The 23,945-nt window shown below is 65.7% G+C and carries 19 protein-coding genes and 1 tRNA gene; 14 read left to right on the forward strand and 6 right to left on the reverse strand.

The features are described from left to right. The first annotated feature begins 46 nt into the window (after positions 1-46). On the forward strand, positions 47-361 hold the full coding sequence (locus tag ASF31_RS07420) for a CsbD family protein (protein WP_055754050.1): 315 nt from the start codon (positions 47-49) through the stop codon (positions 359-361). A gap of 6 nt (positions 362-367) precedes the next feature. On the opposite strand, the gene thrC is transcribed toward ASF31_RS07420, so the two are convergent. After that, on the reverse strand, positions 368-1,813 hold the full coding sequence (gene thrC, locus ASF31_RS07425) for a threonine synthase (protein ID WP_235551279.1): 1,446 nt from the start codon (positions 1,811-1,813) through the stop codon (positions 368-370). Positions 1,814-1,995: 182 nt separating this feature from the next. On the opposite strand from thrC, the gene ASF31_RS07430 reads away from it, so the two are divergent. From ASF31_RS07430 to ASF31_RS07445, 4 genes are all read left to right on the forward strand, one after another. Then, a complete protein-coding gene (locus ASF31_RS07430; RefSeq protein WP_055754051.1) occupies positions 1,996-2,940 on the forward strand; it encodes a retropepsin-like aspartic protease in 945 nt (314 codons plus the stop codon). A gap of 172 nt (positions 2,941-3,112) precedes the next feature. Next, on the forward strand, positions 3,113-4,351 hold the full coding sequence (gene nhaA, locus ASF31_RS07435) for a Na+/H+ antiporter NhaA (protein WP_055754192.1): 1,239 nt from the start codon (positions 3,113-3,115) through the stop codon (positions 4,349-4,351). Positions 4,352-4,559: 208 nt separating this feature from the next. After that, positions 4,560-7,199 carry a TonB-dependent receptor gene (locus tag ASF31_RS07440; protein WP_055754052.1) on the forward strand — a complete coding sequence of 880 codons (2,640 nt, stop codon included), beginning with the start codon at positions 4,560-4,562 and terminating at the stop codon, positions 7,197-7,199. Between the two features lie 226 nt (positions 7,200-7,425). Beyond that, positions 7,426-8,409 carry a sensor histidine kinase gene (locus tag ASF31_RS07445; RefSeq protein WP_055754053.1) on the forward strand — a complete coding sequence of 328 codons (984 nt, stop codon included), beginning with the start codon at positions 7,426-7,428 and terminating at the stop codon, positions 8,407-8,409. A 79-nt stretch (positions 8,410-8,488) separates the two neighbouring features. Here the strand turns inward: ASF31_RS07445 and ASF31_RS07450 are convergent, their stop codons facing one another. Both ASF31_RS07450 and ASF31_RS07455 read right to left on the reverse strand, forming a co-directional pair. Next, positions 8,489-11,692 carry an efflux RND transporter permease subunit gene (locus tag ASF31_RS07450; RefSeq protein ID WP_055754054.1) on the reverse strand — a complete coding sequence of 1,068 codons (3,204 nt, stop codon included), beginning with the start codon at positions 11,690-11,692 and terminating at the stop codon, positions 8,489-8,491. Positions 11,693-11,702: 10 nt separating this feature from the next. Next, a complete protein-coding gene (locus ASF31_RS07455; protein ID WP_055754193.1) occupies positions 11,703-12,854 on the reverse strand; it encodes an efflux RND transporter periplasmic adaptor subunit in 1,152 nt (383 codons plus the stop codon). Between the two features lie 169 nt (positions 12,855-13,023). Here ASF31_RS07455 and lepA point away from each other — a divergent pair, with 169 nt between their 5' ends. From lepA to ASF31_RS14565, 3 genes are all read left to right on the forward strand, one after another. Then, a complete protein-coding gene (gene lepA, locus ASF31_RS07460; protein WP_055754055.1) occupies positions 13,024-14,832 on the forward strand; it encodes a translation elongation factor 4 in 1,809 nt (602 codons plus the stop codon). Positions 14,833-14,895: 63 nt separating this feature from the next. Then, positions 14,896-16,524 carry an anti-phage dCTP deaminase gene (locus tag ASF31_RS14290; RefSeq protein ID WP_156355970.1) on the forward strand — a complete coding sequence of 543 codons (1,629 nt, stop codon included), beginning with the start codon at positions 14,896-14,898 and terminating at the stop codon, positions 16,522-16,524. Then, the gene (locus ASF31_RS14565; protein WP_162233949.1) at positions 16,521-16,979 is read left to right on the forward strand and encodes a hypothetical protein; all 459 of its coding nucleotides are present in this window, start codon (positions 16,521-16,523) and stop codon (positions 16,977-16,979) included. The genes ASF31_RS14290 and ASF31_RS14565 overlap by 4 nt, the downstream gene beginning before the upstream one ends. A gap of 130 nt (positions 16,980-17,109) precedes the next feature. Here ASF31_RS14565 and ASF31_RS07470 read toward each other — a convergent pair whose 3' ends face one another. Then, a complete protein-coding gene (locus tag ASF31_RS07470; RefSeq protein WP_055754057.1) occupies positions 17,110-17,439 on the reverse strand; it encodes a DUF1491 family protein in 330 nt (109 codons plus the stop codon). A gap of 55 nt (positions 17,440-17,494) precedes the next feature. Between ASF31_RS07470 and ASF31_RS07475 the strand changes: the two genes are divergently transcribed. Both ASF31_RS07475 and ASF31_RS07480 read left to right on the forward strand, forming a co-directional pair. Continuing rightward, entirely contained in the window at positions 17,495-18,355 is an 861-nt protein-coding gene (locus ASF31_RS07475) for a hypothetical protein (protein ID WP_055754058.1), read from the forward strand. 42 nt (positions 18,356-18,397) lie between these two features. Further along, positions 18,398-18,964 (forward strand): hypothetical protein, encoded by a 567-nt coding sequence (locus tag ASF31_RS07480; protein WP_162233950.1) that lies wholly within the window; start codon positions 18,398-18,400, stop codon positions 18,962-18,964. Positions 18,965-18,973: 9 nt separating this feature from the next. Here ASF31_RS07480 and ASF31_RS07485 read toward each other — a convergent pair whose 3' ends face one another. Beyond that, positions 18,974-20,659, reverse strand: a complete 1,686-nt coding sequence (locus tag ASF31_RS07485) for a HAMP domain-containing sensor histidine kinase (protein ID WP_055754060.1) — start codon at positions 20,657-20,659, stop codon at positions 18,974-18,976. 164 nt (positions 20,660-20,823) lie between these two features. Between ASF31_RS07485 and ASF31_RS07490 the strand changes: the two genes are divergently transcribed. The 3 genes from ASF31_RS07490 to ASF31_RS07500 all read left to right on the forward strand — a co-directional run bounded on the left by ASF31_RS07490 (position 20,824) and on the right by ASF31_RS07500 (position 22,708). After that, complete coding sequence (locus ASF31_RS07490; RefSeq protein ID WP_055754061.1) at positions 20,824-21,261, forward strand: SufE family protein; 438 nt, start codon at positions 20,824-20,826, stop codon at positions 21,259-21,261. A gap of 61 nt (positions 21,262-21,322) precedes the next feature. Further along, a complete protein-coding gene (locus ASF31_RS07495) occupies positions 21,323-21,991 on the forward strand; it encodes a hypothetical protein (protein WP_055754062.1) in 669 nt (222 codons plus the stop codon). Between the two features lie 216 nt (positions 21,992-22,207). After that, entirely contained in the window at positions 22,208-22,708 is a 501-nt protein-coding gene (locus ASF31_RS07500; protein ID WP_055754063.1) for a hypothetical protein, read from the forward strand. Between the two features lie 96 nt (positions 22,709-22,804). Here ASF31_RS07500 and ASF31_RS07505 read toward each other — a convergent pair. Beyond that, positions 22,805-22,880: transfer RNA gene (locus tag ASF31_RS07505), tRNA-Ile, on the reverse strand. 212 nt (positions 22,881-23,092) lie between these two features. Between ASF31_RS07505 and ASF31_RS07510 the strand changes: the two genes are divergently transcribed. Continuing rightward, positions 23,093-23,884, forward strand: coding sequence for an SIMPL domain-containing protein (locus tag ASF31_RS07510; RefSeq protein WP_055754064.1), 792 nt, complete (start codon positions 23,093-23,095; stop codon positions 23,882-23,884). Positions 23,885-23,945 lie beyond the last annotated feature (61 nt).

Consider the following 23,945-nt stretch of genomic DNA (forward strand, 5'->3'; position numbering starts at 1 on the left):
TTGATGGTGCAACGGCGAAGTCCGCCGCTCCCCGAGGACGAAGATCATGACTGACGAAACCATCAACGGCGCCGCCTCGCAGGCGCAAGGCAAGTTCCAAAAAGGCGTCGGCAAGCTGGTCGGCGACCAGAAGCTGCAGGTCGAGGGCGCCTATAACGACGCCAAGGGCCGCTCGCTGGAAACCTTCGGCAAGGCGATGGATTCGGTCGATCGCCTGGTCGAAAAGGTCCCCGTCGACTACCGCGACAAGGCCCGCACCGTCGCCGCCGAGGCGCGCAAGCGTCCGCTGGTCACGACCCTCTCGGTCGCCGGCGTCGGCCTGCTTCTGCTGCGCGCCCTCGCCGGCGGCGGTCGTCGCTAAGACGTTTTAGTGGCGGCCTGAAAAGGCCGCCACGGCGTCACGCGCCGCTTCCATCGTCCCATCGACGATCGTCAACCGCTCGGGCTTGTCGCCCAGGGCGGCGATGACGTTTGCGGGTTCGGGTTCGAAGCCCAGGACGTTCGAGACGAAATCGCCGAACTTGGACGGATGGGCGGTGGACAGGGCGACGACGGGGCCTTTCGAGCGGTCTTGCCGACGCGCGGCGGCCAGCGCCACGGCCGTGTGCGGGCACACGACGCGGTGCCATGCCTCATAGGCGTGGGCGATCTCGGCGCGCGTCTCATCCTCGTCGATGGAGACCGCCGAGACCTGGTCGCGCAGGGCGGTCAGCAGGTCCGGATCGAAGGCGATGGCGCCGTCGCGGGCGAAAGTTTCGAACACCACGCGCGTCGCCTCGGCGTTGCGGCCCGCTGCCTCGAACACCAGCCGCTCGAAGTTGGACGGCGCCTGCACATCCATGGACACGCTGCCGCTTTCGACCGCGGGACGGCGCGAATACAGGCCGTCGTTCAGCGCGCGGGCCAGGGCGTCGTTCTGGTTCACGGCGGCGACGAAGCCGTTCGACGGCAGGCCCATTTTCGTGGCGGCGATGCCGGCGAAGGCGTCGCCGAAGTTGCCGGTCGGGACGACGAAGGTCGCGGCCTCGCCCAGCTGAGCCGTCGCGGAGACATAATAGGGGATCTGGCCGGCCAGCCGCGCCCAGTTGATCGAATTCACCGAAGACAGTCGGCCGCGTTCGCGAAGGGCTTCGTCGGCCAGCAGGCCCTTCACCAGACGCTGGCAGTCGTCGAAATCACCGCGTACGGCCAGGTTCAGGACATTGTCGGCCTCGACCGTCGTCATCTGTCTGCGCTGAACCGGCGAGACGCGGCCCAGCGGGTGGAGCACGACCAGATCGACCGACTTGGCGCCGGCGAAGGCTCGCACGGCGGCGGCGCCGGTGTCGCCCGACGTGGCAGTCAGGACGGTCAGACGCTCGCCCGAGGCGGCCAGCGCCTCGTCCGTCAGGCTGGCGACCAGCTGCATCGCCAAGTCCTTGAAGGCGGCGGTCGGGCCGTGGAACAGCTCCAGCACGAACAGGCCCGGCTCCAGCTCGACCAGAGGCGTGACCAGCGGATGGTCGAACCCGGCGGTCAGGCGGTCCAGCGCGCGGTCCAGCGCGCCGGCGGGCAGGGCGTCGCCGATGAAGGGGGCGATGGCTTGCAGCGCGATGGACTTGTAGTCGGCCTTTCCGGTCCAGGCCTGGGGCGACAGGCTGGGCCAGGCGGTCGGCATATAGAGGCCGCCGTCAGGCGCGATGCCGCGCAGCAGGGCGTCGGAGAAATCGGTTTCGGGCGCCAAGTTCGAAACTGGGCTTCGGGTCGAGACGTAGCGGGCGCTGGAGGTGCTCATGACGCCGATGGTCGTAGCCAGACGGGGCGGCGGCGTCACCCGCTTTCTGGATGATTTTGTCGGTTTTGGCGGGCTGTGGCCCGACTATCCGCGTCGGGACGTTGCAGTGGCGGTTTAGGCGCACATTTTTGCCGCTTCAGGGGCAATGTCGTCGGTCCTGCAAGAGGGGTTGCGACATCGCCCCGCTGGCGCGGATCGCTGCGACGGTCCATGTCAGGAGCATGAGACGACGCGATCTTCTGATCCGGCTGGGGCTGGTCGCCGGCGGCGCAGGCGGGGCCTGGTGGCTGCGCGACCATGTGGTCTGGCGCGGGCCGACGGTTGCCTTCGCGACGAACGGCTCCAGCGGCTGGCTGCCCTATGCCGAGCCGCGCGCGCCGACCCCGACGGTCGAGGTGACGGTGAACGGACAGCCGGTGCGGGCCCTGATCGATTCGGGCGCGCAGTATTCGGTCATCGACCGGTCGCTGGTCGAGCGGCTGGGCCTGACCAACGTCTTCAACATCCCGATGGTGGCTTACGGCGTCGGCGGCGACGCCCAGGTCGGACGGGGCACGACGCTGGATGTGGCGATCGGCGGCTTGCGGCTGACCGGATTGCGGGCGGCGATCCTCGGCCTGGGGCCGCTGGCCAGCGATCAGGGATTGGGTGCGGCGCTGATCCTGGGTCAGGACGTATTGCGTGAGCTGGTGCTGGAGCTGGACACAGCGGAGCATCGGGTCCGGTTCCTACCGCGCGAGGGCTGGACGCCGTCGTCGTCGCTGAAGCCCGTGCCGGTGACACGGGCCGGCAAGGCGCTGCAGGCGGGCATCACCCTGGAAGGAGCGACGGTCAATGCGGTGATCGACACCGGCGCCTCGGCCGTGCTGGCCGTCACGCGCGAGACGGCCCAAGCCGCCGGCCTGCTGGACGGACGCGAACGCACGCCAGGCCAAAGCATCGTCCTGGGCGGCACGGTGCGCGCCGAGACCGTCGTCGTGCGCACCCTGACCATCGGCGACGAACTGTATCGTCAGGCGACGGTCGCCATCTATGACGACGTCGCGGTGCCGGGCTTCCCCAAGGCCCTGGTCGGCATGGCCGCGTTCGAGAACCGGCGTGTTGCGCTGGACCTGGGCGGCCCCGGCCTGTTCGTCGAACGGCCGATGGAGATCACGGTAGGCTAAGTCGAAAAGCAGGGAACGGTTGGCTTGGTCGCCCTGATCCTCTATTCTGATCCTAGCCATCAGGTCGCTCCGCGCGGCCAGGCCGGCGCGCCGATTTTGGTTTGCGAATCCGGTCCGACGCCCGTCGATAACCTGGCGTCACGACGAAACTTCCGTTCGCTTGGAGGCCGCCGTGGCGCGCAAACTGACACTTGATTTCCTCAAGACCGAGGCCGCATCAGGCTCGGCCCTGGCGCTGGCCGCCATCGCCGCCGTGGCGATCGCTAACTCGCCCTGGTCGGCCGATTATTTCGCCTGGCTGAAGAGCTACCACGTCTTGCAGATCGGCCCGATCCGGCTGGAGGAGACGATCTCCGACTGGATTAAGGAAGGTCTGATGGCGATCTTCTTCCTCGTCGTGGGGCTGGAGATCAAATACGAGATCGTGCGCGGCGAACTCAGCGATCCGAAGAAGCTGGCGACGCCGGTGCTGGCGGCGCTGGGCGGCATGGCGGGGCCGGCGGCGGTCTATCTGCTGCTCTCCGGCGCCATCGGGGCGCCGCATGCCGGCTGGCCCATTCCGCTGGCCACCGACATCGCCTTTGCGCTGGCCATCTTCGGCTTCGTGGGCAAGGGGCTGCCGTCGTCGTTGCGGGTCTTCCTGCTGACCCTGGCCATCGTCGACGACCTTGGGGCCATCGCCCTGATCGCCGTGCTGTTCAGCGAGGGCGCGAACTGGACGCCGCTGTTCTGGGCGCTGGGGGCGCTGGCCGTCGGCGCGGTCGCGGCGCACCGTATCCGCATTCCCGCGCCCTTCTGGGTGCTGGGGTTCGCCCTGGTCTGGTATCTGACCGTGCTGTCGGGGCTCAGCACCTCCCTGACCGCCGTGGCCTTCGCCATGATCGTGCCGATCAAGGGCCGGGCCGAAGACGGTCAGAGCCCGCTGAAGGAGGCGATGCACGACCTGCATCCATGGAACGCCTTTTTGGTCCTGCCGCTGTTCGCCTTCGCCAAGGCGGGTGTCTCCTTCGCCGGCCTGTCGATGGAGCAGGCGTTCGCGCCCCTGGTCATCGCCATCGCGCTCGGCCTGTTCTTCGGCAAACAGATCGGCGTCCTGGGCGCCGCCTGGCTGGCCTCGGCGCTGAGGATCGGCGCGCGGCCGACGGGCGCCAGCTGGCTACAGGTTTACGGCGTCTCCCTGCTGTGCGGGGTCGGTTTCACCATGAGCCTGTTCATCGGCGTCCTGGCCTTCCCCGGCGCGGTCGATTCGCCCGAGCAGGTCGAGGTCAAGCTGGGCGTCATCGGCGGCTCGATCCTGTCGGCGGTCGCGGCGGCGCTCGTACTGGGTTTCGCCGGTCGGGGTCGTCAGGTCGATCCTGTCGCCCTGCACCCTGAAGTGGAGCCTCTGGGGCGAAAGACGGGCAAAAACTGACCTAGCGTCAGCGTTTTCTGTCGCTTCCCTGACACACAAAGGCGAATCCGCGGCGAAAAATCGTCGCGGGTAACAACGCTCGCTTGTCGGTCGGCCCGAACCGCGCTTAGCCTGTCCCTAACGAATGATCCCCCACGTAGGGGACGTCGAGGGAACAGGAAACGCTGCGATCGCCACTGGCGTCGCGGCTTCAGCCGGGAGGACGCCTATGCGCCGCAATCTTCAACTCAGGACCACTGTGTCCGCCGCCGTCATGGGCGCCGCCGTCATGGGATTCGCCGGCGTCGCCGCCGCGCAGGAAGCCCCGGCGACCGTCGACGACATCATCGTCACCGCCCAGAAGCGTGAGCAGAGCCTGCAGGACGTGCCGATCGTGGTCACGACCCTGTCGCAGGAAATCCTGGACGGCGCGGGCGTGCAGGACATCAAGGATCTGCAGATCCTGACGCCGGGCATGACCGTCACCTCGACCCAGTCGGAAGCCTCCACAACCGTGCGCATCCGCGGCGCCGGCACCGTCGGCGACAACCCCGGTCTGGAAAGCTCGGTCGGCGTGGTGATCGACGGCGTCTATCGCTCGCGCAACTCGGTCGGCTTCGGCGACCTGGGCGAACTGAGCCGCATCGAGGTCCTGAAGGGGCCGCAAGGCACCCTGTTCGGCAAGAACACCTCGGCCGGCGTCATCAACATCATCACCGAACGCCCCTCGTTCGACCCGTCGATCTCGGGCGAACTGACCGGCGGCAATTTCGGCGCCATCGGCGGTTCGGTCTCCGTCACCGGCGGCCTGACCGACCAGGTGGCCGGTCGCCTGTTCGTCGCCCACCGCGAGCGTGACGGATTCTATGACGTCAACAACGGCGACGGCCCCAACACCCGCAAGGACGACCAGACCCAGGACTACTGGACCACGCGCGGCCAGCTGCTGATCCTGCCCAGCGACGACGTCTCGGTGCGCCTGATCGCCGACTACACCAAGCGCGAGGAATACTGCTGCGTCGCCGTGCAGACGCGCGTCGGCCCGACCCAGGCCTTCATCGCCGCCCTGACCGCGCCGAACGGCCCCGGACAGACGCCGCCGAACGCGACCTTCGGCACGGTGCCCTTCTCTCGCCTGGCCTATTCGAACCGCGAGACGCCGCAAGAGATCGAGGACATGGGTCTGTCGGCGGAAGCGACCATCGACTTCCCCAGCATCAACGCCACCCTGACGTCGCAGACCTCGTGGCGCGACTGGTCGTTCCAGCAAGGGATGGACCTGGACTACACCGGCGCCGACATCCTGTACCGCGCCAACGACGGGTCGAACGGCTACGGCGTCGACAACCTGACGCAAGAGTTCCGCCTGGCCGGTACGTCGGACAAGCTGGACTGGCTGGTCGGTCTGTTCGCCACCAAGGAAGGCGTCTATCGCGACGACAGCTATGTCTATGGCTCGGACTACAACGCCTTCGCCTCCCTGCTGCTGACGGCCTCGCTGCCGGCGGCTGTGGGCGGCCCCAGCCCGTCGCGCCTGGGCTGCTTCAGCAATCCGAACGGCTTCTTGGTCGGCACCGCCGGCGCCGCTGCGGGCCAGCCGCTGTGCGTGATCGGCGCGGTGCCGCCCAGCGCCGCCGCCCCGACCTTCGCGGCTGGCAAAGCGTATGAGGACCACTATTCCCAGAAGTCGGAATCGGTCGCCGTCTTCACCAACAACACCTACCGGGTGACCGAGGCCTTCGATATCAACCTGGGTCTGCGCTACACCTACGACAGCAAGCGTCTGTTTGGCATCCAGGACAACCTGGGCACCAACGGAGCGGCCTGCGGCGGCGCCCTGGCCAATCAGAACCCGGCCAACCGTACCGTCTCGCCGATCCCCGGCACCGCCAACGTCGCCACGCCGGCCGCCGCGCTCGGTCTGCTGTGCCTGCCCTGGTCCAACCCGCAGTACGACGGTCGCCGGATCCAGGAGAAGTTCAGCGACACCGACATCTCGGGCACCATCAAAGCGTCCTACCGCTTCAACCCGTCGATCATGGTCTATGGTTCGTATGCGCGCGGCTACAAGGGCGCGGGCTACAATATGGACCGGGTGCAGACGGGCGTGACGCCGGACGCCTCGCTGTTCTTCAAGGCCGAGACCGTCGACAGCTATGAAGCGGGCGTCAAGACGACCCTGTTCGACCGCACCATGCTGCTGAACGTCACCTACTTCGACCAGAAGTTCGAGAACTTCCAGCTGAACACCTTCCTGGGCACCGCCTTCGTGGTGGAATCGATCCCGGAACTGACCTCGCGCGGCGTCGACGCCGACATGGTCTGGTTCACCCCGGTCGAGGGACTGAGCTTCCAGGGCGGCGTGACCTACACCGACGCCAAATACGGCCAGTTCGGCGCCGGCGACCTGTCCAGCCCCGGCCGCTTCCCGCAGCTGTCGCTGCTGCCGGGCGCGCGTGCGTCGTTCGCTCCGGAATGGTCGCTGACCGGCGCCCTGGCCTTCGATCGCGAACTGGGCGGCGGCCTGCGCGGCGGCTTCAACCTGTCGGCCAAATATTCGACCGAATACAACACCGGCTCGGACTTGCTGCCGTACAAGAACCAGGACGCCTTCACCGTCGTCAACGGCCGGGTCTCGATCGGTTCGGCCGACGAACGCTGGACGCTGGAGGTCTGGGGCCAGAACCTGCTGGAAGAAGAATACACCCAGGTCGGCTTCGCCGCGCCGCTGCAAGGCACGGCCTTCGCAAACACCACGACGCCGCAAGCGGACGGAACCTACTACAACCAGGCCACCGACACGGCGACCTACAACGCCTATCTCGGCGCCCCGCGCACCTACGGCGTGACGCTGAAGGTCAAATACTGATCGCCAGCCCTTAAGGCTGACCGACGAAGGGCCGACCGGGCGACCGGCCGGCCCTTTTTCTTTGCAATCAGGCCTGACGACGGGCGCGACCCGGCGCTGTCTAGACGGGGACCCGGCCTAAGTTTCGGCCGATCAACAGATTTCAGTCGTCGAACTGTTCTGGACGCGGACGTTAGACTGCCCGATACAGCGTTTTATCGACGCCCTGCGTCCACCGAGGAAGCAAATGCGTCACCAGACGTTTCGTCATCCGGCCTGGCGTGGCTATGCCCTGGCCGTCGTCGCCTGGCTGATCGCCTTCGGGCTGCGTTATGGCCTGGCCCACTGGTTTCCGCCGGGCTTTCCCTATCTGACCTTTTTTCCAGCCGTGGTGTTGGTCGCCTACTATGCGGGCCTGCGTCCGGCCGTTCTGACGGCGACCCTGTCGGGCCTGTCGGCGTGGTGGTTCTGGATCGGCCCGCCGGGCTTCGACCTGGGCGTCGCCACCCTCGTCGCCATCGGATTCTACGCCTTCGTCGTCGCTGTCGATATCTTCTTCATCGTTGGAATGGACAAGGCGTCGGCCAGGTTGGCGCGCGAGGTCGAGCGCAACGCCGCCCTGGCGGAAAGCCGCGACATCCTGCTCCGGGAAGTGCAGCACCGGGTGTCGAACAACATCCAGATGGTCAGCGCCCTGCTGAAGCTGGAGGCGCGCACCACCGTCGATCCGGGCGCGAAAAAGGCCCTGACCGACGCCTCGGCCCGCACCGGTCTGGTCGCCCGCATCCAGCGCAGTCTGGCCGACGCCGATCAGAAGAAGACGGCCTTTCACGATGTGGCCCGATCGATCGTCGATGATGCGCTGACGGCGGCCGCGCGTGATGACGTGGTCGTCTCCATCTCCGGCGGCGATGTGATGCTGTCGGCCGAAGAGGCCACGCCCGTGGTGCTGATCATGCTGGAATGCGTCAACAACGCGTTGGAGCACGGCTTCCCCGATCGGCCCGGCCGGATCACGATCGACCTGTGCGACGACGGCGCGGTGCGCACCCTGACCATCGCCGACGACGGCGTGGGCGTCGCCGAGGATACGGGCGCCGAACCGACTAGCCTTGGACTGCGAATCATTACGGCGCTGGCCCGCCAGCTTGGCGGAGAATGGTCGCTGCGGCCCTTATCGCCCGGTGCGATCGCCCGCCTGTCCTGGCCCGGCGCACCCGTCACGCCCTAGATCGCAGACGCCACAGCGCCAAAAGAAAGGCCCGGTCGGATTGCTCCGCCGGGCCTCGGTTGTTTCAGCCGTGGGCGGATCAGGCCGGGCGATCCTCCGCCGCCGGCTCCTCGTGCCCGTGCTGGCCGTGGAACATCTTGTCCAGTCGGCCTTCCAGGCGGCGCTTGACCCCGTCGATCAGGCTGAACACGACCGGCACGAACAGCAGCGACAGGGCGGTCGAGGTAATCAGCCCCCCGATGACCGCGATGGCCATGGGCGAGCGGAAGGCGGTGCCTTCGCCGAACGCCGCCGCGATCGGCAGCATCCCCAGCCCCATCGCCATGGTCGTCATGATGATCGGCCGCGCCCGCTTGTGGGCGGCGTCCATCAGGGCGTCGTGTCGGCCCATCCCCTTCTCCATCGCCATAATGGCGTAGTCGACCAGCAGGATGGAGTTCTTCGCCGCGATCCCGGTCAGCATGATGATGCCGATCAGGGCCGGCATGGACAGCGACTTGCCCGTCACCAGAAGCAGGAAGAAGGCGCCGCCGAACGACACGGGAAGCGCCGCCAGGATGGTGATCGGGTGGAAGAAGCTTTTGAACAGCAGGACCAGCACGACATACATCAGCAGAATGCCGGTCACGATGGCGAAGGCGAAGCCCATGCCCAGTTCCTGGAAGCTTTCGGCGTCGCCCGACGGCTTCTGGCTGACGCCCTGCGGCAGGGACTTGATGGCGGGCAGGGCGTTCACCGCCTGCGTGCCTTGGCTCAGGGTCAGGCCGGTCAGTTCGGCGGTGATGTTGGCCACGCGCAGTCGGTCTAGACGATTGATCTGGTTGGGGCCTGCGCCGAAGGTGATGTCCGCCACCGCCGACAGGGGCACCGTCGCGCCCGATGCCGTGGGCACCTGAAGGTTCTCCAGCACGCCCAGATCCGAGCGCGCCTGTTCCGTCAGCATGACCCGGATCGGCACCTGACGGTCGCCCAGGTTGAACTTGGGCAAAAGCTGATCGGCGTCGCCCAGGGTGGCGACGCGCGCCACCTGGCTGATGTCCTGGGTCGACACCCCTTGCAGGGCGGCGACATCGGCGCGCGGCGTGACCAGGATTTCCGGCCGTACGAGCGAGGCCGAGGACACCACATTGGACAGGCCGGGAATGCTGCGCATCTCGCGCTCGACCTTGGCGGCCGCGGGCTCAAGCACGTTCGCTTCGTCCCCGACCAGGGCGATGGTCAGAAGGCTGGACCCGCCGCCGCCGCCCGAGGCGCCGAACTGAATCCGCGCGCCGGGGATCTGGCGCAGCACCGGTCCCATGTCGCGTTCGAACTCCTGCTGGTTCAGCTTGCGATCCCAGCGCCCGACCAGATTGACGGTCAGGTTGGCGCTGCGCACCTCGCCGGCCGAACCGCCGCCGCCGGGGCCGAAGCTGGTCGTCGCCGAACCGACGGACGAATAGACCGACGCCACCTCGGGCCGTTTCATCAGTTCGCGGTTGATGCGCTGCACGGCGGAATCCGTCTCCGCCAGGGTCGCGCCCGGCGGCAACTGCACCGTCACGGTGGAGCGCGAGATGTCTTCGACCGGAATGAACTCGCCCGGCAGCTTCGTCGCCATGAAGATCGACAGGAAGAAGAACAGGATCCCCATCCCCAGCACCCACAGCCGGTGATCGAACATCCGGTCTGCGACCTTGCGGCGGAACCAGCTGGCGCGCGGATGGTGGTCGGCGCGGCGCTTGCGCCAGTCGTCGCCCAGCGCCCAGTTCAGGGCCTTCAGATAGGGCCCCATCCAGAAGGGCTCCTTGTGCTCCTTGCCCTGGTCGCGCTTCAGCAGATAGGCGCCCATCAGGGGCGTCAGGGTTCGCGCCACGAGCAACGAGAACAGAACGCTGACGCAGGTGGCGATGGCGAAGCTCTTGAAGAACTGACCCACGACGCCGGGCATGAAGCCGGTGGGGGCGAACACCGCAATCAGGGTCGCCGTCGTCGCCATGACCGCCAGGCCGATTTCGTCGGCCGCCTCGATGGCGGCGGGGTAGGGGGCCTTGCCGTCGCGGATGTGGCGGACGATGTTCTCGATCTCCACGATGGCGTCGTCCACGAGGATGCCGATGGTCAGCGACAGGGCCAGCAGCGTCACCACGTTCAGCGACTGGTTCGTCAGGTCCATCACCCAGAAGGTCGGGATCAGCGACAGCGGCATGGCCACCGCCGCGATCAGGGTCGCGCGCCAATCCCGCAGGAAGATGAAGACGACCGCGATCGCCAGCAGGGCGCCCAGCACCAGGGTCTCGACAGAGGCGTGGAAGTTGTTGACGACGTCCTCGGTGGTGTTGGCCACCTCCTCGATGGCGACGTCGCCGCGCTCCTGGTCCAGCTTCTCGATCTCGGCCTTGACGCGGTCATAGACGTCCACCTCGGACGAGCCGATGGCGCGCGAGACGCCGAAGCCGACGACTTCCTGACCGTTGAAGCGGGCGCGGCCGCGCGGCTCGGACCATTCGTCGGTGATCTGGCCCAGGTCGCCCAGGCGCACGCTGCGGCTGCCGATGGGGATCAGGGTCTCGCGCAGCTGTTCGACCGACTTGGCCGAACCGACGGTGCGGATGGCCTGTTCCTCGCCCGCGATCTCGCCGCGGCCGCCCGGCAGGTTGATGTTGGAGGCGCGCAGCTGGTTCGACACCTGGGCGGCCGTCACGCCCGAGGCGGCAAGCCGCGCGGGGTCCAGCTTGATGCGGATTTCACGGCTGACGCCGCCGTCACGGCTGATCTGGCTGACGCCGCGCACCGACAGCAGGCGTTTGGCCACGGTGTTGTCGACGAACCAGCTCAGCTCCTCGGGGCTCATGCCCGGCGCCCGCACCACATAGTTGGCGAAGGGGATGGCGGTGAACTCGATGCGCTGGACGATCGGTTCCTGCACGTCGGCGGGCAGGTTCTGTCGGATGCCGCTGACGGCGTTGCGCACGTCGTTGGTGACCTTCTCCAGGTTCACGCCCAGCTGGAATTCGATGGAGGTGGTGGACACCCCTTCGTTGACGACAGAGGTGATGTGCTTGACCGACCCCAGCCCCGCCACCGCATCCTCGACCAGGCGGGTGACCTGGGTCTCCATCTCGGTCGGGGCGGCGCCGGCCTGGACAACGGTCACGGCGACGACCGGCAGGTCCACGTCGGGGAAGTTGTTCGTCCTGAGCTTGAAATAGCTCATCGTCCCCGCGATCGTCAGGACGACGAACAGCAGGACGATGGGAATCGGGTTCCTGATCGACCAGGACGAGATGTTCTGAAAGCCCATCGGTCCGATCCTAGCGCGCGGCTGCAGCGGCGGGGGCAGGGGCGGCGGGCGTCGCCGGCTGGGGCGCCGCGGTCGCCGGGGCCACCGTCACATGGTCGCCTTCGCCCAGGAAGCCTGCGCCCTGAACCACGACGCGCTGACCGGCCTGGACGCCCGTGACCGCGACGCGGTCGCCGCTGCGAACCCCGGTCGTGACCGGGACGAAGCGGACGACATCGCCCTGACCCACGACATAGACGCCGGCCTTGGCCTCGCGATAGACGACCGCCGAGGACGGCACGACCAGGGCGGGCTGATCGCCGACGGCGATCTCGGCGCGGGCGAACATGCCGGGGCGCAGCTGGGCGCCGGGCGCCAGGGATATGCGGGCCAGGCCCAGGCGGGTCTGCGCATTGACCTCGGGCGTGACGATGCGGACCGAGCCGGTGGTCTGGCCGGCCTCGCTGGAGGCCACGATCGCGGACTGACCGGCGCGGACCAGCGACAGTTCGGTTTCCGGCACCTGGGCGTCCAGTTCCAGCCGGCCGTCGCGCACCATGCGGAACAGTTCGGTCCCGGCGGCGATGATCTGGCCCTTGGTGACGCTGCGGCTGATGATCAGGCCGCTGACGGGCGCGCGGATGGTCGCCTGTGACAACTGGGTCTGGATCTGGCTGAGGGCCGCGCGGGCGGCGGCCAGATTGGCGTTCGAGCTGCGCTGGTTCGCCAGGGCCGTGTCCAGCGACGCCTGGCTGAGGAAGCCGCGTTCCTTCAGCTGCTGCGCGCGATCAAGCGCGGCGTTGTCGCGCGCCACATTGGCCTCGGCCAGCTGCACCTGGGCCTGCTGCTGGCGCAGCTGGGCGCGCAGCAGGACGTCGTTCATCTGCACCAGTGGCTGGCCCTGACGCACGTAGGAACCTTCGTCCACATAGACGGCGACGGCGGTCAGGCCGCCGGTCTCGGCCGCCACCGGCACCTCTTCCCAGGCGGAGACGGAGCCCGAGGCGTTGACGGTGCGGGCCAGGTTGATCTGGGTCACGGTCGCGGCGGTCACGGTCTGGCGAGCGCTGGCCGCCTCCTTGCCGTCGGCCTGCTTGTCGTCTCCGCCGCCGCAGCCGGCCAGCAGCAGGACGGCCAGAACGGCCGCACCGGCCAGAAGTGTGGGTCGGGTCGTCTGGAGCACGGAAAAACGTCCTTGAAGAGCGATCAGGCGATGGCTGTTTCCCTTATAGCGTCCCTGGGCCGCGCTCAAAGACAAACGCCATCATTGCCAAGCTGTAATACGCGCCCGCACGGGCGGCGGATCGTGCCGCGTCTGGTCCCCGGCGCCCGCGCGTGATAGGGGCGCGCGGATGACGACTCCCCCGATCTCGAACATTCGCAACTTCAGCGTGGTCGCGCACATCGACCATGGCAAGTCGACCCTGTCCGACCGCCTGATCCAGCACACCGGCGGCCTGACCGCGCGCGAGATGTCCGAGCAGGTGCTCGACAATATGGAGATCGAGAAGGAACGGGGCATCACCATCAAGGCCCAGACCGTGCGCCTGACCTATCGGGCCAAGGACGGGCAGGACTATATCCTGAACCTGATGGACACGCCGGGCCACGTGGACTTCGCCTATGAGGTCAGCCGGTCCCTGGCCGCCTGCGAAGGTTCGCTGCTGGTCGTGGACGCCTCGCAAGGGGTCGAGGCCCAGACCCTGGCCAATGTCTATCAGGCCATCGACAACAACCACGAGATCGTCCCGGTCCTGAACAAGGTCGATCTGCCGGCCGCCGAGCCAGATCGCGTGCGCGCCCAGATCGAGGACGTGATCGGCATCGACGCCTCCGAAGCCGTCCTGGCCAGCGCCAAGTCCGGCATCGGCATCGAGGAGGTGCTGGAGGCCATCGTCACCAAGCTGCCGGCGCCCAAGGGCGATGTGAATGCCCCGCTGAAGGCCATGCTGGTCGACGCCTGGTACGACCCATACCTCGGCGTCGTCGTGCTGGTGCGGGTCTTCGACGGCGTGCTGAAGACCGGCATGCGGGTCAAGATGATGCGCAACGGCTCGACCCACCTGATCGACCGGGTCGGCGTCTTCCTGCCCAAGAACACGCCCGTGGACCAGCTTGGTCCCGGCGAGGTCGGCTTCATAACCGCACAGATCAAGGAAGTGGCCCACGCCGCCGTCGGCGACACCATCACCGACGAGAAGAAGCCGACCGCCGAGCCGCTGAAGGGGTTCAAGGAAGTCCAGTCGGTGGTCTTCTGCGGCCTGTTCCCGGTGGACGCCGCCGACTTCGAGGACCTGCGCGCCGCGATCGGCAAGCTGCGCCTGAACGACGCCTCCTTCACCTATGAGATGGAAAGCTCGGCGGCTCTGGGCTTCGGCTTCCGCTGCGGCTTCCTGGGTTTGCTGCACCTGGAGATCATCCAGGAGCGCCTGAGCCGCGAGTTCAACCTCGACCTGATCGCCACGGCGCCGTCCGTTGTCTACAAGATCGGCCTGCGCGACGGCTCCGAAATGGACCTGCACAACCCAGCTGACCTGCCCGACGTGATGCAGATCGAGACGATCGCCGAACCCTGGATCAAGGCCACCATCCTGACGCCGGACGAATACCTGGGCGGTGTCATCAAGCTGTGCCAGGACCGTCGCGGCCAGCAGATCGAACTGTCCTACGTCGGCAACCGCGCCATGGTGGTCTATGAGCTGCCGCTGAACGAGGTGGTGTTCGACTTCTACGACCGGCTGAAGTCGATCTCGAAGGGTTACGCCTCGTTCGACTACGAGATCACCGAATACAAGGTCGGCGACCTGGTGAAGATGTCCATCCTGGTCAACGCCGAGCCGGTCGACGCCCTGTCGATGCTGGTCCACCGCGCCCGCGCCGAGACGCGGGGCCGGGGCATGGTCGAGAAGATGAAGGAACTGATCCCGCCCCATCTGTTCCAGATCCCGATCCAGGCGGCCATCGGCGGCAAGATCATCGCCCGCGAGACCGTGCGCGCCCTGCGCAAGGACGTGACCTCCAAATGCTACGGCGGCGACGCCACCCGCAAGAAGAAGCTCCTGGAAAAGCAGAAGGCCGGCAAGAAGCGCATGCGCCAGTTCGGCAAGGTCGAAATCCCGCAGGAAGCCTTCATCGCCGCCCTGAAGATGGACGAGGATTGACGCAGCGCCACCAAAATCGTCCATAGGTTGAGGGAAATTTTCCTGGAGGAGAACGACTTGGCTGTGACGACACTTGTGAGGCGCCAACTACCGCCTGCACGCGACGCCGGAGATGACGCAAAGGCCCTGTTGGCTAGCAGTCGTTCGAACGAAATATTTCTTGCCGTTGTCGGTCCGGTGGGTTCGGGAAGCAGCAAGATCGCTGAAATTCTTGCTAAAGCGGCTAATGAGTCGGGCTATCAGCCCATACAGATTAAGTTGAGTAGCTGCATTGTATCTGCAGCCAGGGAACGTGGACTGCCAGTCCCTGTAGAAAATTCGCCGAGAGCACCAAAGACGCTAGAGAGTGTTATTGGTATGCAAGATCTCGGTGATGAGATACGAAAATCCGATAGCGCCTCTTTAGCAAGGTTGGCTCTAAGCCAGATTGCTGAAGAGAGAGCTCGCTTGATGGGAGTTCCCTACATCGAGGGGCAGATTGTGGAGCCTGATGAAAAGCGTCGAGCTTTCATCATCGACTCACTTAGACACCCTGCGGAAGTCCAACTATTAAGGCGAGCCTACGCCAACTCCTTCGCGCTCATCGGCGTTGTTTGTGAAGAGGGAACACGACGCCAAAGGCTCCTTGAAAAACATTTTCTGAAAGAGCGCTGGGGAAGCGAAGAAGCAGGAAAAGAAGTTGATTCATTCATTGCTCGAGACGCTGATGACGGCAGCGTGAAGCATGGTCAACATGTCACAGATGTGTTCCATCAGTCTGACTTTTTCGTAGACAATACAGCCGAGGCGGACACGCCGCGACAGCAGAAAATCGTCGACGATGTGGGGCGGTTGCTGGACATCATAACTCATGAGAAGATCGTGAGACCTACGATTGCCGAAACTGCGATGCATCATGCCCATTCGGCTAGAGTTCGAAGCGCGTGTCTGTCTCGCCAAGTAGGTGCGGCCTTGGTCCAATCCGATGGAACTGTCATAGCTACTGGTACGAATGAGGCTCCCAAAGCCGGGGGGGGAGTCTATGGAGAATCTCACGGCGAGGATGTCGACCACCGCTGCGCATTTCATTCGGAGGGTCGATTTTGTCGAAGTACTCGCCAGCAAAATACAATTATCGACGAATTGATAGCAGCCATTCCGGAACTTGGCCTCGTCCAGCCGAGAAACGATCTGGTTGCTAGAATTAAACGAACTCGGTTGGGTCAGTTAGTAGAGTTTAGTCGTGCTGTGCATGCTGAAATGGATGCTCTTGTTTCTGCTGCGCGTGCAGGAGTTAGTACAACTGGGACGAAGCTATTCGTCACTACATTTCCCTGCCATTACTGTGCGAGGCATGTCGTAAGCGCGGGGGTGTATGAAGTTCAATATATTGAACCGTATCCTAAAAGCTTAGCCTTGAAGCTACATTCAGACGCGATTGCAACGGTTCCCAACGACTGGCAGCCTCCTTTTCCCCAAGATATCGCTGCCTCGCGAGAATCGGGGGGTGCCATTTCAGACGGCAAGGTATTATTCCATCCATTTGTCGGCGTTGCTCCTCGGCTTTATATCAAGGCCTTTGAGCAAACTCGGCAGCTTAAGGATAAGGCCACGGGAGACATTGAAATTCAGAGTCCTGAATGGGGCGATGAATTCTCGTCGTTCAAAGTGGGCTACCCTGAATTGGAAGCAAAGCTTTCTATTAGAACATGAGCTTCTTACGAAAATCGGTGAATGATAATTTTTGGCGCGCTAGCGCCAGAAAGCGTCATGCCGATGCGTTTCAGTTGGAACTTCCGCTTGGACATTCAGACTCTGACGAAATCCGGAGCTTTGTAGCGCTCCCTTTGGAAGAGATGCATGGTCTGGAAATTTTGGAGGCTATACGAGAACTCGCGCCAAGTGTCATTTTCGACATGAGGGAGTTCCCGAGATTTGATATTTCCGGAACAAGCAGAAATAAAATATTCAACGAAATTGACCGTGCCGGATCAGTGTATGAGCAGCGGCCTTTCCCATGGTCACAAGTCAATATTCTTAGTGGCGCTCGAATTCCAAGCTTAATGTACGGTTTTAAAAGAGACATTTCTCGATATTCAGGTCGGGCTGTGTTGTTTGTATCCCGTCAAGTTCAAAGAGATTTTCTTGAGCGAGAGTTGTCTTTTTAATGCGAAGAGCATGCGTTGTTACTGTTTTTCTTGCCAAGGCATCTCCTATTTTCGGAATTTGATGCAAAATCCTGAGTGTCCCCTCAAGCTAATGCACCTCTGATTATCGCGAGAGACATTTGCTAGGCGCTTACCCCTGCACCGTCTCCGTGATGAAGTGCCGCCCCTGCTTGTCCTCGATCTCGACCACCCACAGGTCCGGGTCATACCCGCGCTGGCGGGCGATATAGGCGTCCAGTTCGGTTTCGCTGTCGGAGGTGACGGGCTGGATCCACAGGCGGTCGCCGTCGGTTCCGAAGGCTTCGGTGAACAGGCGGGCGGTGCGGGTGGAGGTGTCGTAGGCCTTGACGATGACCGAGCCGGCGCGGGCGTCGCCCTTCTTGACCACGGTCGCATAGGCGCCCTCGATCTGGGCGCGGCGGATCAGGGCGCTGACCCACAGGTCGCTGGAAAGAAGCAATTCGCTAACCCTGCTCGAACACGGAACCCCAACCCTGCCGCGCTAGGGTCGGGGCATGAGGATAGGCCTTTCCCCCCGGCAAGCCAGAGGTTTCCTGTCGGCCGTGCTGATCGCCGCGACGCCCGTCGCAGCCTTCGCCGCGCCGCAGGACCGCTTCTATGAGCGCAGCTTCGTGCTGGCCGCCAATGACCGCTGCGGCCTGTTTGAGCCGCAGCTGACCGCCGCCCTGACGGCTGCGGCCTATCAGGCGCGGGGCGCGGCCCTGCGCGCCGGATCCAACGATCGGCAGTTGGCCGAGACGGCTCAGCGGGCGCGGGCGCGGGCGAACACGACGCCGTGCGGCTCCACCGACCTGAAGACGGTTCAGGGCCGGGTCCAGACCGCCTTTTCCGGCTGGTCGCGCACGACGCGGATGGAGTTTCCCGGCGATCGCCGAAAGTGGAGCGCGGATCGCGCGGCCTATGCGCGCCCGACCTGGCGGCTGATGCAGGCGACCGTGACCGGCGCCTCGCCCGTGCGGTTCGGCGTGGTGGGCGGCATGGACCGGCCCGATCAACTGGCCGCCGTCGTGTCCTGGCAGGGGCGCTCGCGGCCGACCGGCGTGCGGGTGGTGATGCGCGACCACACGGTGGCGCCGCGTCCGTGGCTGTCGCACGACTTGCCGCCCGCCGCCCAGCGCCGCGCCTTCTGGGCCGCCGGGGTGACCAGCGCCGATACGATGCTGCTGCCCGAAGGCCGTCCGGCCGGTCAGGCCTGGCTGTTCCCCGCCGCCGCCGCCGACGCCCTGTCGGCCCTGGACCCGCGCGAGGTCTTCACCGTCGAGTTCCTGTTCCGCGACGGCAGCATCGCCCGCTCCACCTTCGAGGCCGGCGACTTCGCGGCGGGCCGCGCCTTCCTGGCGATGGGGCAGGTTTAGGTTTCGGTTGTCGGCGTTCGTCTGACGTGCATCCATCTGGCTATGCGCAATGTCTCGTCAGTCGTCGCTGTTGCAGCTCTGATCACAGCCTGTTCAAGAGAAGAGCCGGCGCGACCGACTGTGATGGTGTTCGCTCAACAGGACTTCGACCGCCTCTATGTCTGGGACCGCGCACCCGCGATATGGGCGAACACGCCGACATTGGTGATCGCCGAGAGAGACAGCCTGTACCCGTCAGTCCCTGACGTCGAAGTTCTGCTTTCATGCGAAGCAGACGGAAGGCTTGAGGTCTGGGGAAGTGCCTACGAGTTCGCCACCGATGTCGGCGGGCCGCCGCAGTTGATGCCGATGTTCGGTCTTCGAAGCCGACATGTGTCGCTGTTGGCCGAGCCGATCTGGGAATATGGGGGCTTCAGCAAATCGGCGCATTATGTCCTGCATCCCTCTCAGGCCGAGCTCAATCAACTGCTTCGCGGGCCATGGTTCGAAGTGAGCGAGGTCTATGCTGATGGCGATGGAGCGACGCGATATCCTCCTCCGCCAAAAGAGCTGGCGGACGCCTTCATCCGACAATGCCAAACAGCAACCGAGATTAAACAAATCGATTGATGGAGAGGTCTAGGCTTCGACCGTGACCGGCGTCTCGTCGACAGCCGTTTCCCTCGCCACCATCACCGGCAACCGGATCATCACCGCCGCGCCTTCGCCCAGGGTGCTGTCGATGGTCATGCGGCCCCCGTGCAGTTCGGTCAGGCTGCGGACCAAGGACAGGCCCAGGCCGGTGCCTTGCGCCTTCTGGTCGGCGCCGCCGGCCTGTTCGAAGGGGCGGCCCAGGCGTTGAAGGTCCTGCGGCGCGATGCCGACGCCGGTGTCGGAGACGGCCAGATCCAGGTCCGGTCCGTCGGCGTCCAGGGTGATGGTGACCGAGCCGCCGGCCGGGGTGAACTTGACCGCATTGGACAGCAGGTTCAGCGCCATCTGCTTCAGGGCGCGGGCGTCGGCGCGGACCTTGATTGGCTCTGACGGCAGGACGGCGGCCAGCTCGACTCCCTTGTCGTCGGCCTGCAGCCGGACCAGGGCGACGGCGGCGGACACGGCGTCGCGGGCGTCGAACGTCTCCATCGCCAGCTGGTAGCGCTCGGCCTCGATCTTGGACAGGTCCAGAACGTCGTTGATCAGGTCCAACAGGTGGCCGCCCGCCTGATGAATGGCGTCGGCATAGCCGGCGTAGCGTTCGGGCAGGGGGCCGAACAGCTTCTGGCGCATGATGTCCGCAAAGCCGATCACGGCGTTCAGGGGCGTGCGCAGCTCGTGGCTCATATTGGCCAGGAAGCGGGTCTTTCCGGCCGACTGGGCCTCGGCCTCGACGCGCGCGGTCTCCAGCCCCAGCTCGCGGGCGAACTGGGCCGTGCCGTCGAACGCCTGGGCGATCAGGCGCGGGCGGTCCGTCTCGTGCTGGAACGGGCCCAGGATCATGACGACCCGGCGGTCCAGGGCGATGCGCGGGGTGAACTGGACCTCGACCGACTGGCCCGCCAGGGCGCGGGCCAGGGCCGCGGAAACGGCCGGGCGATCCGGCGCATGGACGGCCGAGATCAGGCCTTGTTCGGTCAGGGCCAGCACCGACAGGGCGGGCGGCGGCGTGCCCCAGGTCGCGACGGCGCGGCCCGACGGATCGAGCAGCAGGGTCAGGGCCGGCTGATCCTCCAGCAGGGCGGCGATGCGGGCGGCCTCGTCCTCGGCTTCGGCCAGACGACGCTGGCGCGCGCTCCAGGTCAGGCGCATGGCGGCAATGATCGCGCCCATGGCCAGCAGGCCCGAGACGGCGGCCAGCAAGGGGCCTTGCGCCTCCGCCCCGTTCAGCCAGGTCGAGATCAGCCCCGCCAGCAGCGGCAGGGCCACCGCAAAGGCGCCCATCCGAGTCAGACGATCGGCGCCGACGCGGGCATGATCGAGGGCGATCCCCGCCGCCAGCGGCGTCAGGATCAGACCAGGCAGGGCGCCGGTCACGCCGCCGGTCAGGCCGGCCGAAGCAGTGGCGGCCAAAATCCACCCGCCCATGACGGCCAGCCTCAGCCCCACGCTGTCGCGCACCATCAGCACGACGCCGAACACGCCGGGGAAGGCCATCAGCAGCAGGGCGGCCAGTGGCGCGTCCTTCAGCCCGTCCATCATCTGGGCCGCGAGCGCCGTCAACGCCACAGCCACCGCCCAGATGGCATGCCATAAGGCGACCAGCGGAGCGCCCAACGCCGCGTCGTGCGTGGGGTCGTCCTCGTATCTGGCGTGGGCGTCGGGTTTCAAGAAGGGCGGGCCATGGGTTTCGTCTGCGCCCAGACTAGGGCTGCGGCTGAGTCGGTGCGAGGCCGCTCCCCCCTGAGGCGAACCCCATTGCGGCGTTCACCATGAATATCGGGGGACAAAACGGCCGGTTGTCGTTAACGGCCGCGCGGCCTATCTGGCGGCGCATGACCGACCGCACGCCGCCGACCGACACCCTGGACCAGACCCTGGCCGAACTGGCCGAGGATTTCGACCTGCTGGGCGATTGGGAGCAGCGGATCGAATACGTCATCGAACTGGGCAAGGGGCTGGCTCCGCTGGACGAGGCCGACCGCATCGAGGCCAACAAGGTGCCGGGCTGTGCGGCCCAGGTCTGGCTGGCGACGACCCAGGACGACGGGCGGCTGTGGTTCGCCGCCGACAGCGACAGCGCCCTGTCCAAGGGCAATATCGCCCTGCTGCTGAAACTCTATTCCGGCCGCACGCCGCAGGAGATCGTCGCCTTCGACGCCCGCGCGGCGCTCGACCGGCTGGGCCTGCCCTCGGCCCTGACGCGCCAGCGCGCCAACGGCCTGAACAGCATGGTCGGCCGCATCCGCGAGGCGGCGCTGGCGGTTCAGTAGTCGGGGGTTGCAACCGCCGGCCCGTCGACCCACGATCGCGGGGTCGTAACCGGGGGCGCGAATGGACCTGCTGAAGATCCTGCGCAGTTTCGAGGAGTTTCTCTTCGAGGCGGTCAGTTGGCTGGTCTTTTATCCCCTGACCCTGTGGCGCATCCTGCGCGGACCGTTGGCGGCGATGGACTATTCGGACCGCGAGCAGAGCGACAGCGAGGAGCGTCGCTACGACGACGCGCTCAGCCCGCCGCTGTTCCTCTTGGCCACCATCGTCCTGACCAATCTGCTGTCGATGGCGCTGCATGTGCCGCCGCCGCCCGAGGCGACCGACCTTAGCCGGGTGGTCTATGCGTCTCAGCAGAACCTGGTCCTGTTCCGCTCGCTGGCCTTCAGCCTGATCCCGCTGGTCGCCGCCGTCACCCTGCTGCGCCACGAGAAGAAACGCATCAGCCGCGAGACCCTGCGCGCGCCCTTCTATGCGCAATGCTATCTCGCCGCCGTCTGCGCCGCCTTCGTCTCGGCGGGCGGGACCATCTTTCAGCGGCCCGAACTGCCCAATGCGGTCGGCGCCGCGATCATGATCGGCGGCACGGCCTGGTTCGTCGTCGTGCAGTCCCGCTGGTTCGCCCGACGACTGAACGTGTCAAAGAGGCGCGGCGCCGTCATCGCCGTGCTGGCCCTGATCCGGGCGCTGATCTACCTCCTGGCCATCCTGATCCCCATCGCCCTGATCTGAGCGGACAAAACACAGTGCGATGAGGGCGCTCTTGTCAGCGCATCGCGAAATCTAGGCGGAGGTCCGTCTCCGCCGTGATGGCTGCTTCGGCTTTCGCCCCGTTGCGGACATGCGGAAGGTAGGCTTTCTGCCAAGGGCAGTGATGTCTAGTTCGGCCGGGCCAATGACGGCTGGAGACCAGTTGATGACATCCTGGGCTGCCGATACGGTCAGTCCATGATCGCAGCGCTCGTCTCGACCCTGGCCCTTCAGGTTCCTTCAATCCCGCCCGCCCTGCCTCAGGATCCGGGGCCTGAGCGGAGATCTGCCGCTTCGGCGCTTTTCGATCCCGATCCGAACACGTCTGAGAATAGTTGGGGACTCCAGATTGCTGCGAGCATGTTTGCCGGAGATGTCCTGAGTGAGCGCAGCGCCAACGCTTATGATCGCGACAGTCTTCTCTCCGATCGCTTCATCGCACGCGTGAGGGCAGCGCCAGCTCCGTTGATCGATGAGGCAATCCAGTGTGTCGCAGAGCCTTTAGCGCAAAGTCTTTACGTGCCGGATTTGGAGGCTCTACGGCAGTTCACCCGAAGCCCCGCCGGTCGACGGTTCTGGGATCACTACGTGCAGACGCAGCCCTGGCAGGCTTGCTTCGCCCTTCCAGTACGCGAGTACCTTGAAGCGCATGTGGAGGAAGATTTGGCCGCCGTCATCGCCGAAACGCCGGTCCGCTAGGGTCCGCTTCCCACCCTGAGCAGACACTCGTGACGTCAGGTAAGGGGACGACGCAAAATCATCTGTAACGAGCAGACGGTAGTGGACATTCCAGTGTGGTAGGCCCGGAGGGACTCGAACCCCCAACCAGACCGTTATGAGCGGTCGGCTCTAACCATTGAGCTACAGGCCCCCAAGGCGCGCCCCGGCGGTAGGGGTTTCGCCTAGCAGGCGCGGGCGCGGCTTGCCAAGCGGGGGCGGGCAAGAAGGCGATCTTTCGGCGATTTCACGAAGATGAACGGAAACTGCCAAGGCGCACGGGCGTTGGTTCAGGCGAGAACGGCCAAGGTCGTTGCAACGGATCGGCGAATGCGCCGGTCCCGGATCGCTCACGGAGAAGACTGCATGACCCGCAACCTGGCCGCCGCCCCCCTGAAGACCCTGTCGTTGAAGACCGTCGCCCTGGGCGGCGCCGTCGCCGCCGCCGCCTTCCTGGCCGCCGCCACGCCGCGCGCCATGGCTCAGACGGCCGAACCCATGGGAGCCATGCACATGATGCAACCCGCGCCGTCGCTGAACCTGTCGGCCTACGGCGAGGTGAAGGCCGCGCCGGACATGGCCACCATCACCTTCGGCGTCCAGACCGAGGCAACGACTGCCCAGGCCGCTATGCGCGATAATGCTGCGCAAATGACGCGCGTGGTCGCCGCCCTGCGCCGCGCGGGCGTCGCTGAACGCGACATCCAGACCTCGGGTCTGAACCTGTCGGCGCAATACGATTACGTCCAGAACGAGCCGCCCAAGCTGCGCGGCTACCAGGCTGTGAACCGTGTGACGGTGGTCATCAACGACCTGAGCAAGGTCGGTACGACGGCCGACGCCGTGGTCGCCGCCGGCGTCAACCAGATCGACGGCATCAGCTTCGGCCTGAAGGATCCGACCGCCGCCGAAAACCAGGCGCGCCAGCTGGCGGTGCGCAACCTGCAGGCCAAGGCCCAGCTGTACGCCCAGTCGCTGAACGTCCAACTGTCGGGCATTCGCAACCTGACCGAGGGCGGCGGCTATGCGCCCCAGCCGCCGATGCCGATGTTCGCCGCCCGCGCCGTGTCGATGGACCGGGCCGAGAGCACGCCGGTTTCCGCCGGCGAACTGACGGTGCGGATCGACATCACGGGCGTCTACGACATCGCCCGCTGATCGCATCGATCGGATAAAGAAAAGGCCCGCCGTCGCCGGCGGGCCTTTTTGCATTCTGAGA

The organism is Brevundimonas sp. Leaf280 (assembly GCF_001422455.1).
Lineage (GTDB): Bacteria > Pseudomonadota > Alphaproteobacteria > Caulobacterales > Caulobacteraceae > Brevundimonas.

Coding starts and splice junctions, on each gene's coding strand:
- ASF31_RS07420 (WP_055754050.1), top strand. CDS start 47: ATGACTGACGAAACCATCAACGGCGCCGCCTCGCAGGCGCAAGGCAAG.
- ASF31_RS07430 (WP_055754051.1), top strand. CDS start 1,996: ATGAGACGACGCGATCTTCTGATCCGGCTGGGGCTGGTCGCCGGCGGC.
- ASF31_RS07440 (WP_055754052.1), top strand. CDS start 4,560: ATGCGCCGCAATCTTCAACTCAGGACCACTGTGTCCGCCGCCGTCATG.
- ASF31_RS07445 (WP_055754053.1), top strand. CDS start 7,426: ATGCGTCACCAGACGTTTCGTCATCCGGCCTGGCGTGGCTATGCCCTG.
- ASF31_RS07450 (WP_055754054.1), bottom strand. CDS start 11,692: ATGGGCTTTCAGAACATCTCGTCCTGGTCGATCAGGAACCCGATTCCC.
- lepA (WP_055754055.1), top strand. CDS start 13,024: ATGACGACTCCCCCGATCTCGAACATTCGCAACTTCAGCGTGGTCGCG.
- ASF31_RS14565 (WP_162233949.1), top strand. CDS start 16,521: ATGAGCTTCTTACGAAAATCGGTGAATGATAATTTTTGGCGCGCTAGC.
- ASF31_RS07475 (WP_055754058.1), top strand. CDS start 17,495: ATGAGGATAGGCCTTTCCCCCCGGCAAGCCAGAGGTTTCCTGTCGGCC.
- ASF31_RS07480 (WP_162233950.1), top strand. CDS start 18,398: ATGCGCAATGTCTCGTCAGTCGTCGCTGTTGCAGCTCTGATCACAGCC.
- ASF31_RS07490 (WP_055754061.1), top strand. CDS start 20,824: ATGACCGACCGCACGCCGCCGACCGACACCCTGGACCAGACCCTGGCC.
- ASF31_RS07495 (WP_055754062.1), top strand. CDS start 21,323: ATGGACCTGCTGAAGATCCTGCGCAGTTTCGAGGAGTTTCTCTTCGAG.
- ASF31_RS07500 (WP_055754063.1), top strand. CDS start 22,208: ATGATCGCAGCGCTCGTCTCGACCCTGGCCCTTCAGGTTCCTTCAATC.
- ASF31_RS07510 (WP_055754064.1), top strand. CDS start 23,093: ATGACCCGCAACCTGGCCGCCGCCCCCCTGAAGACCCTGTCGTTGAAG.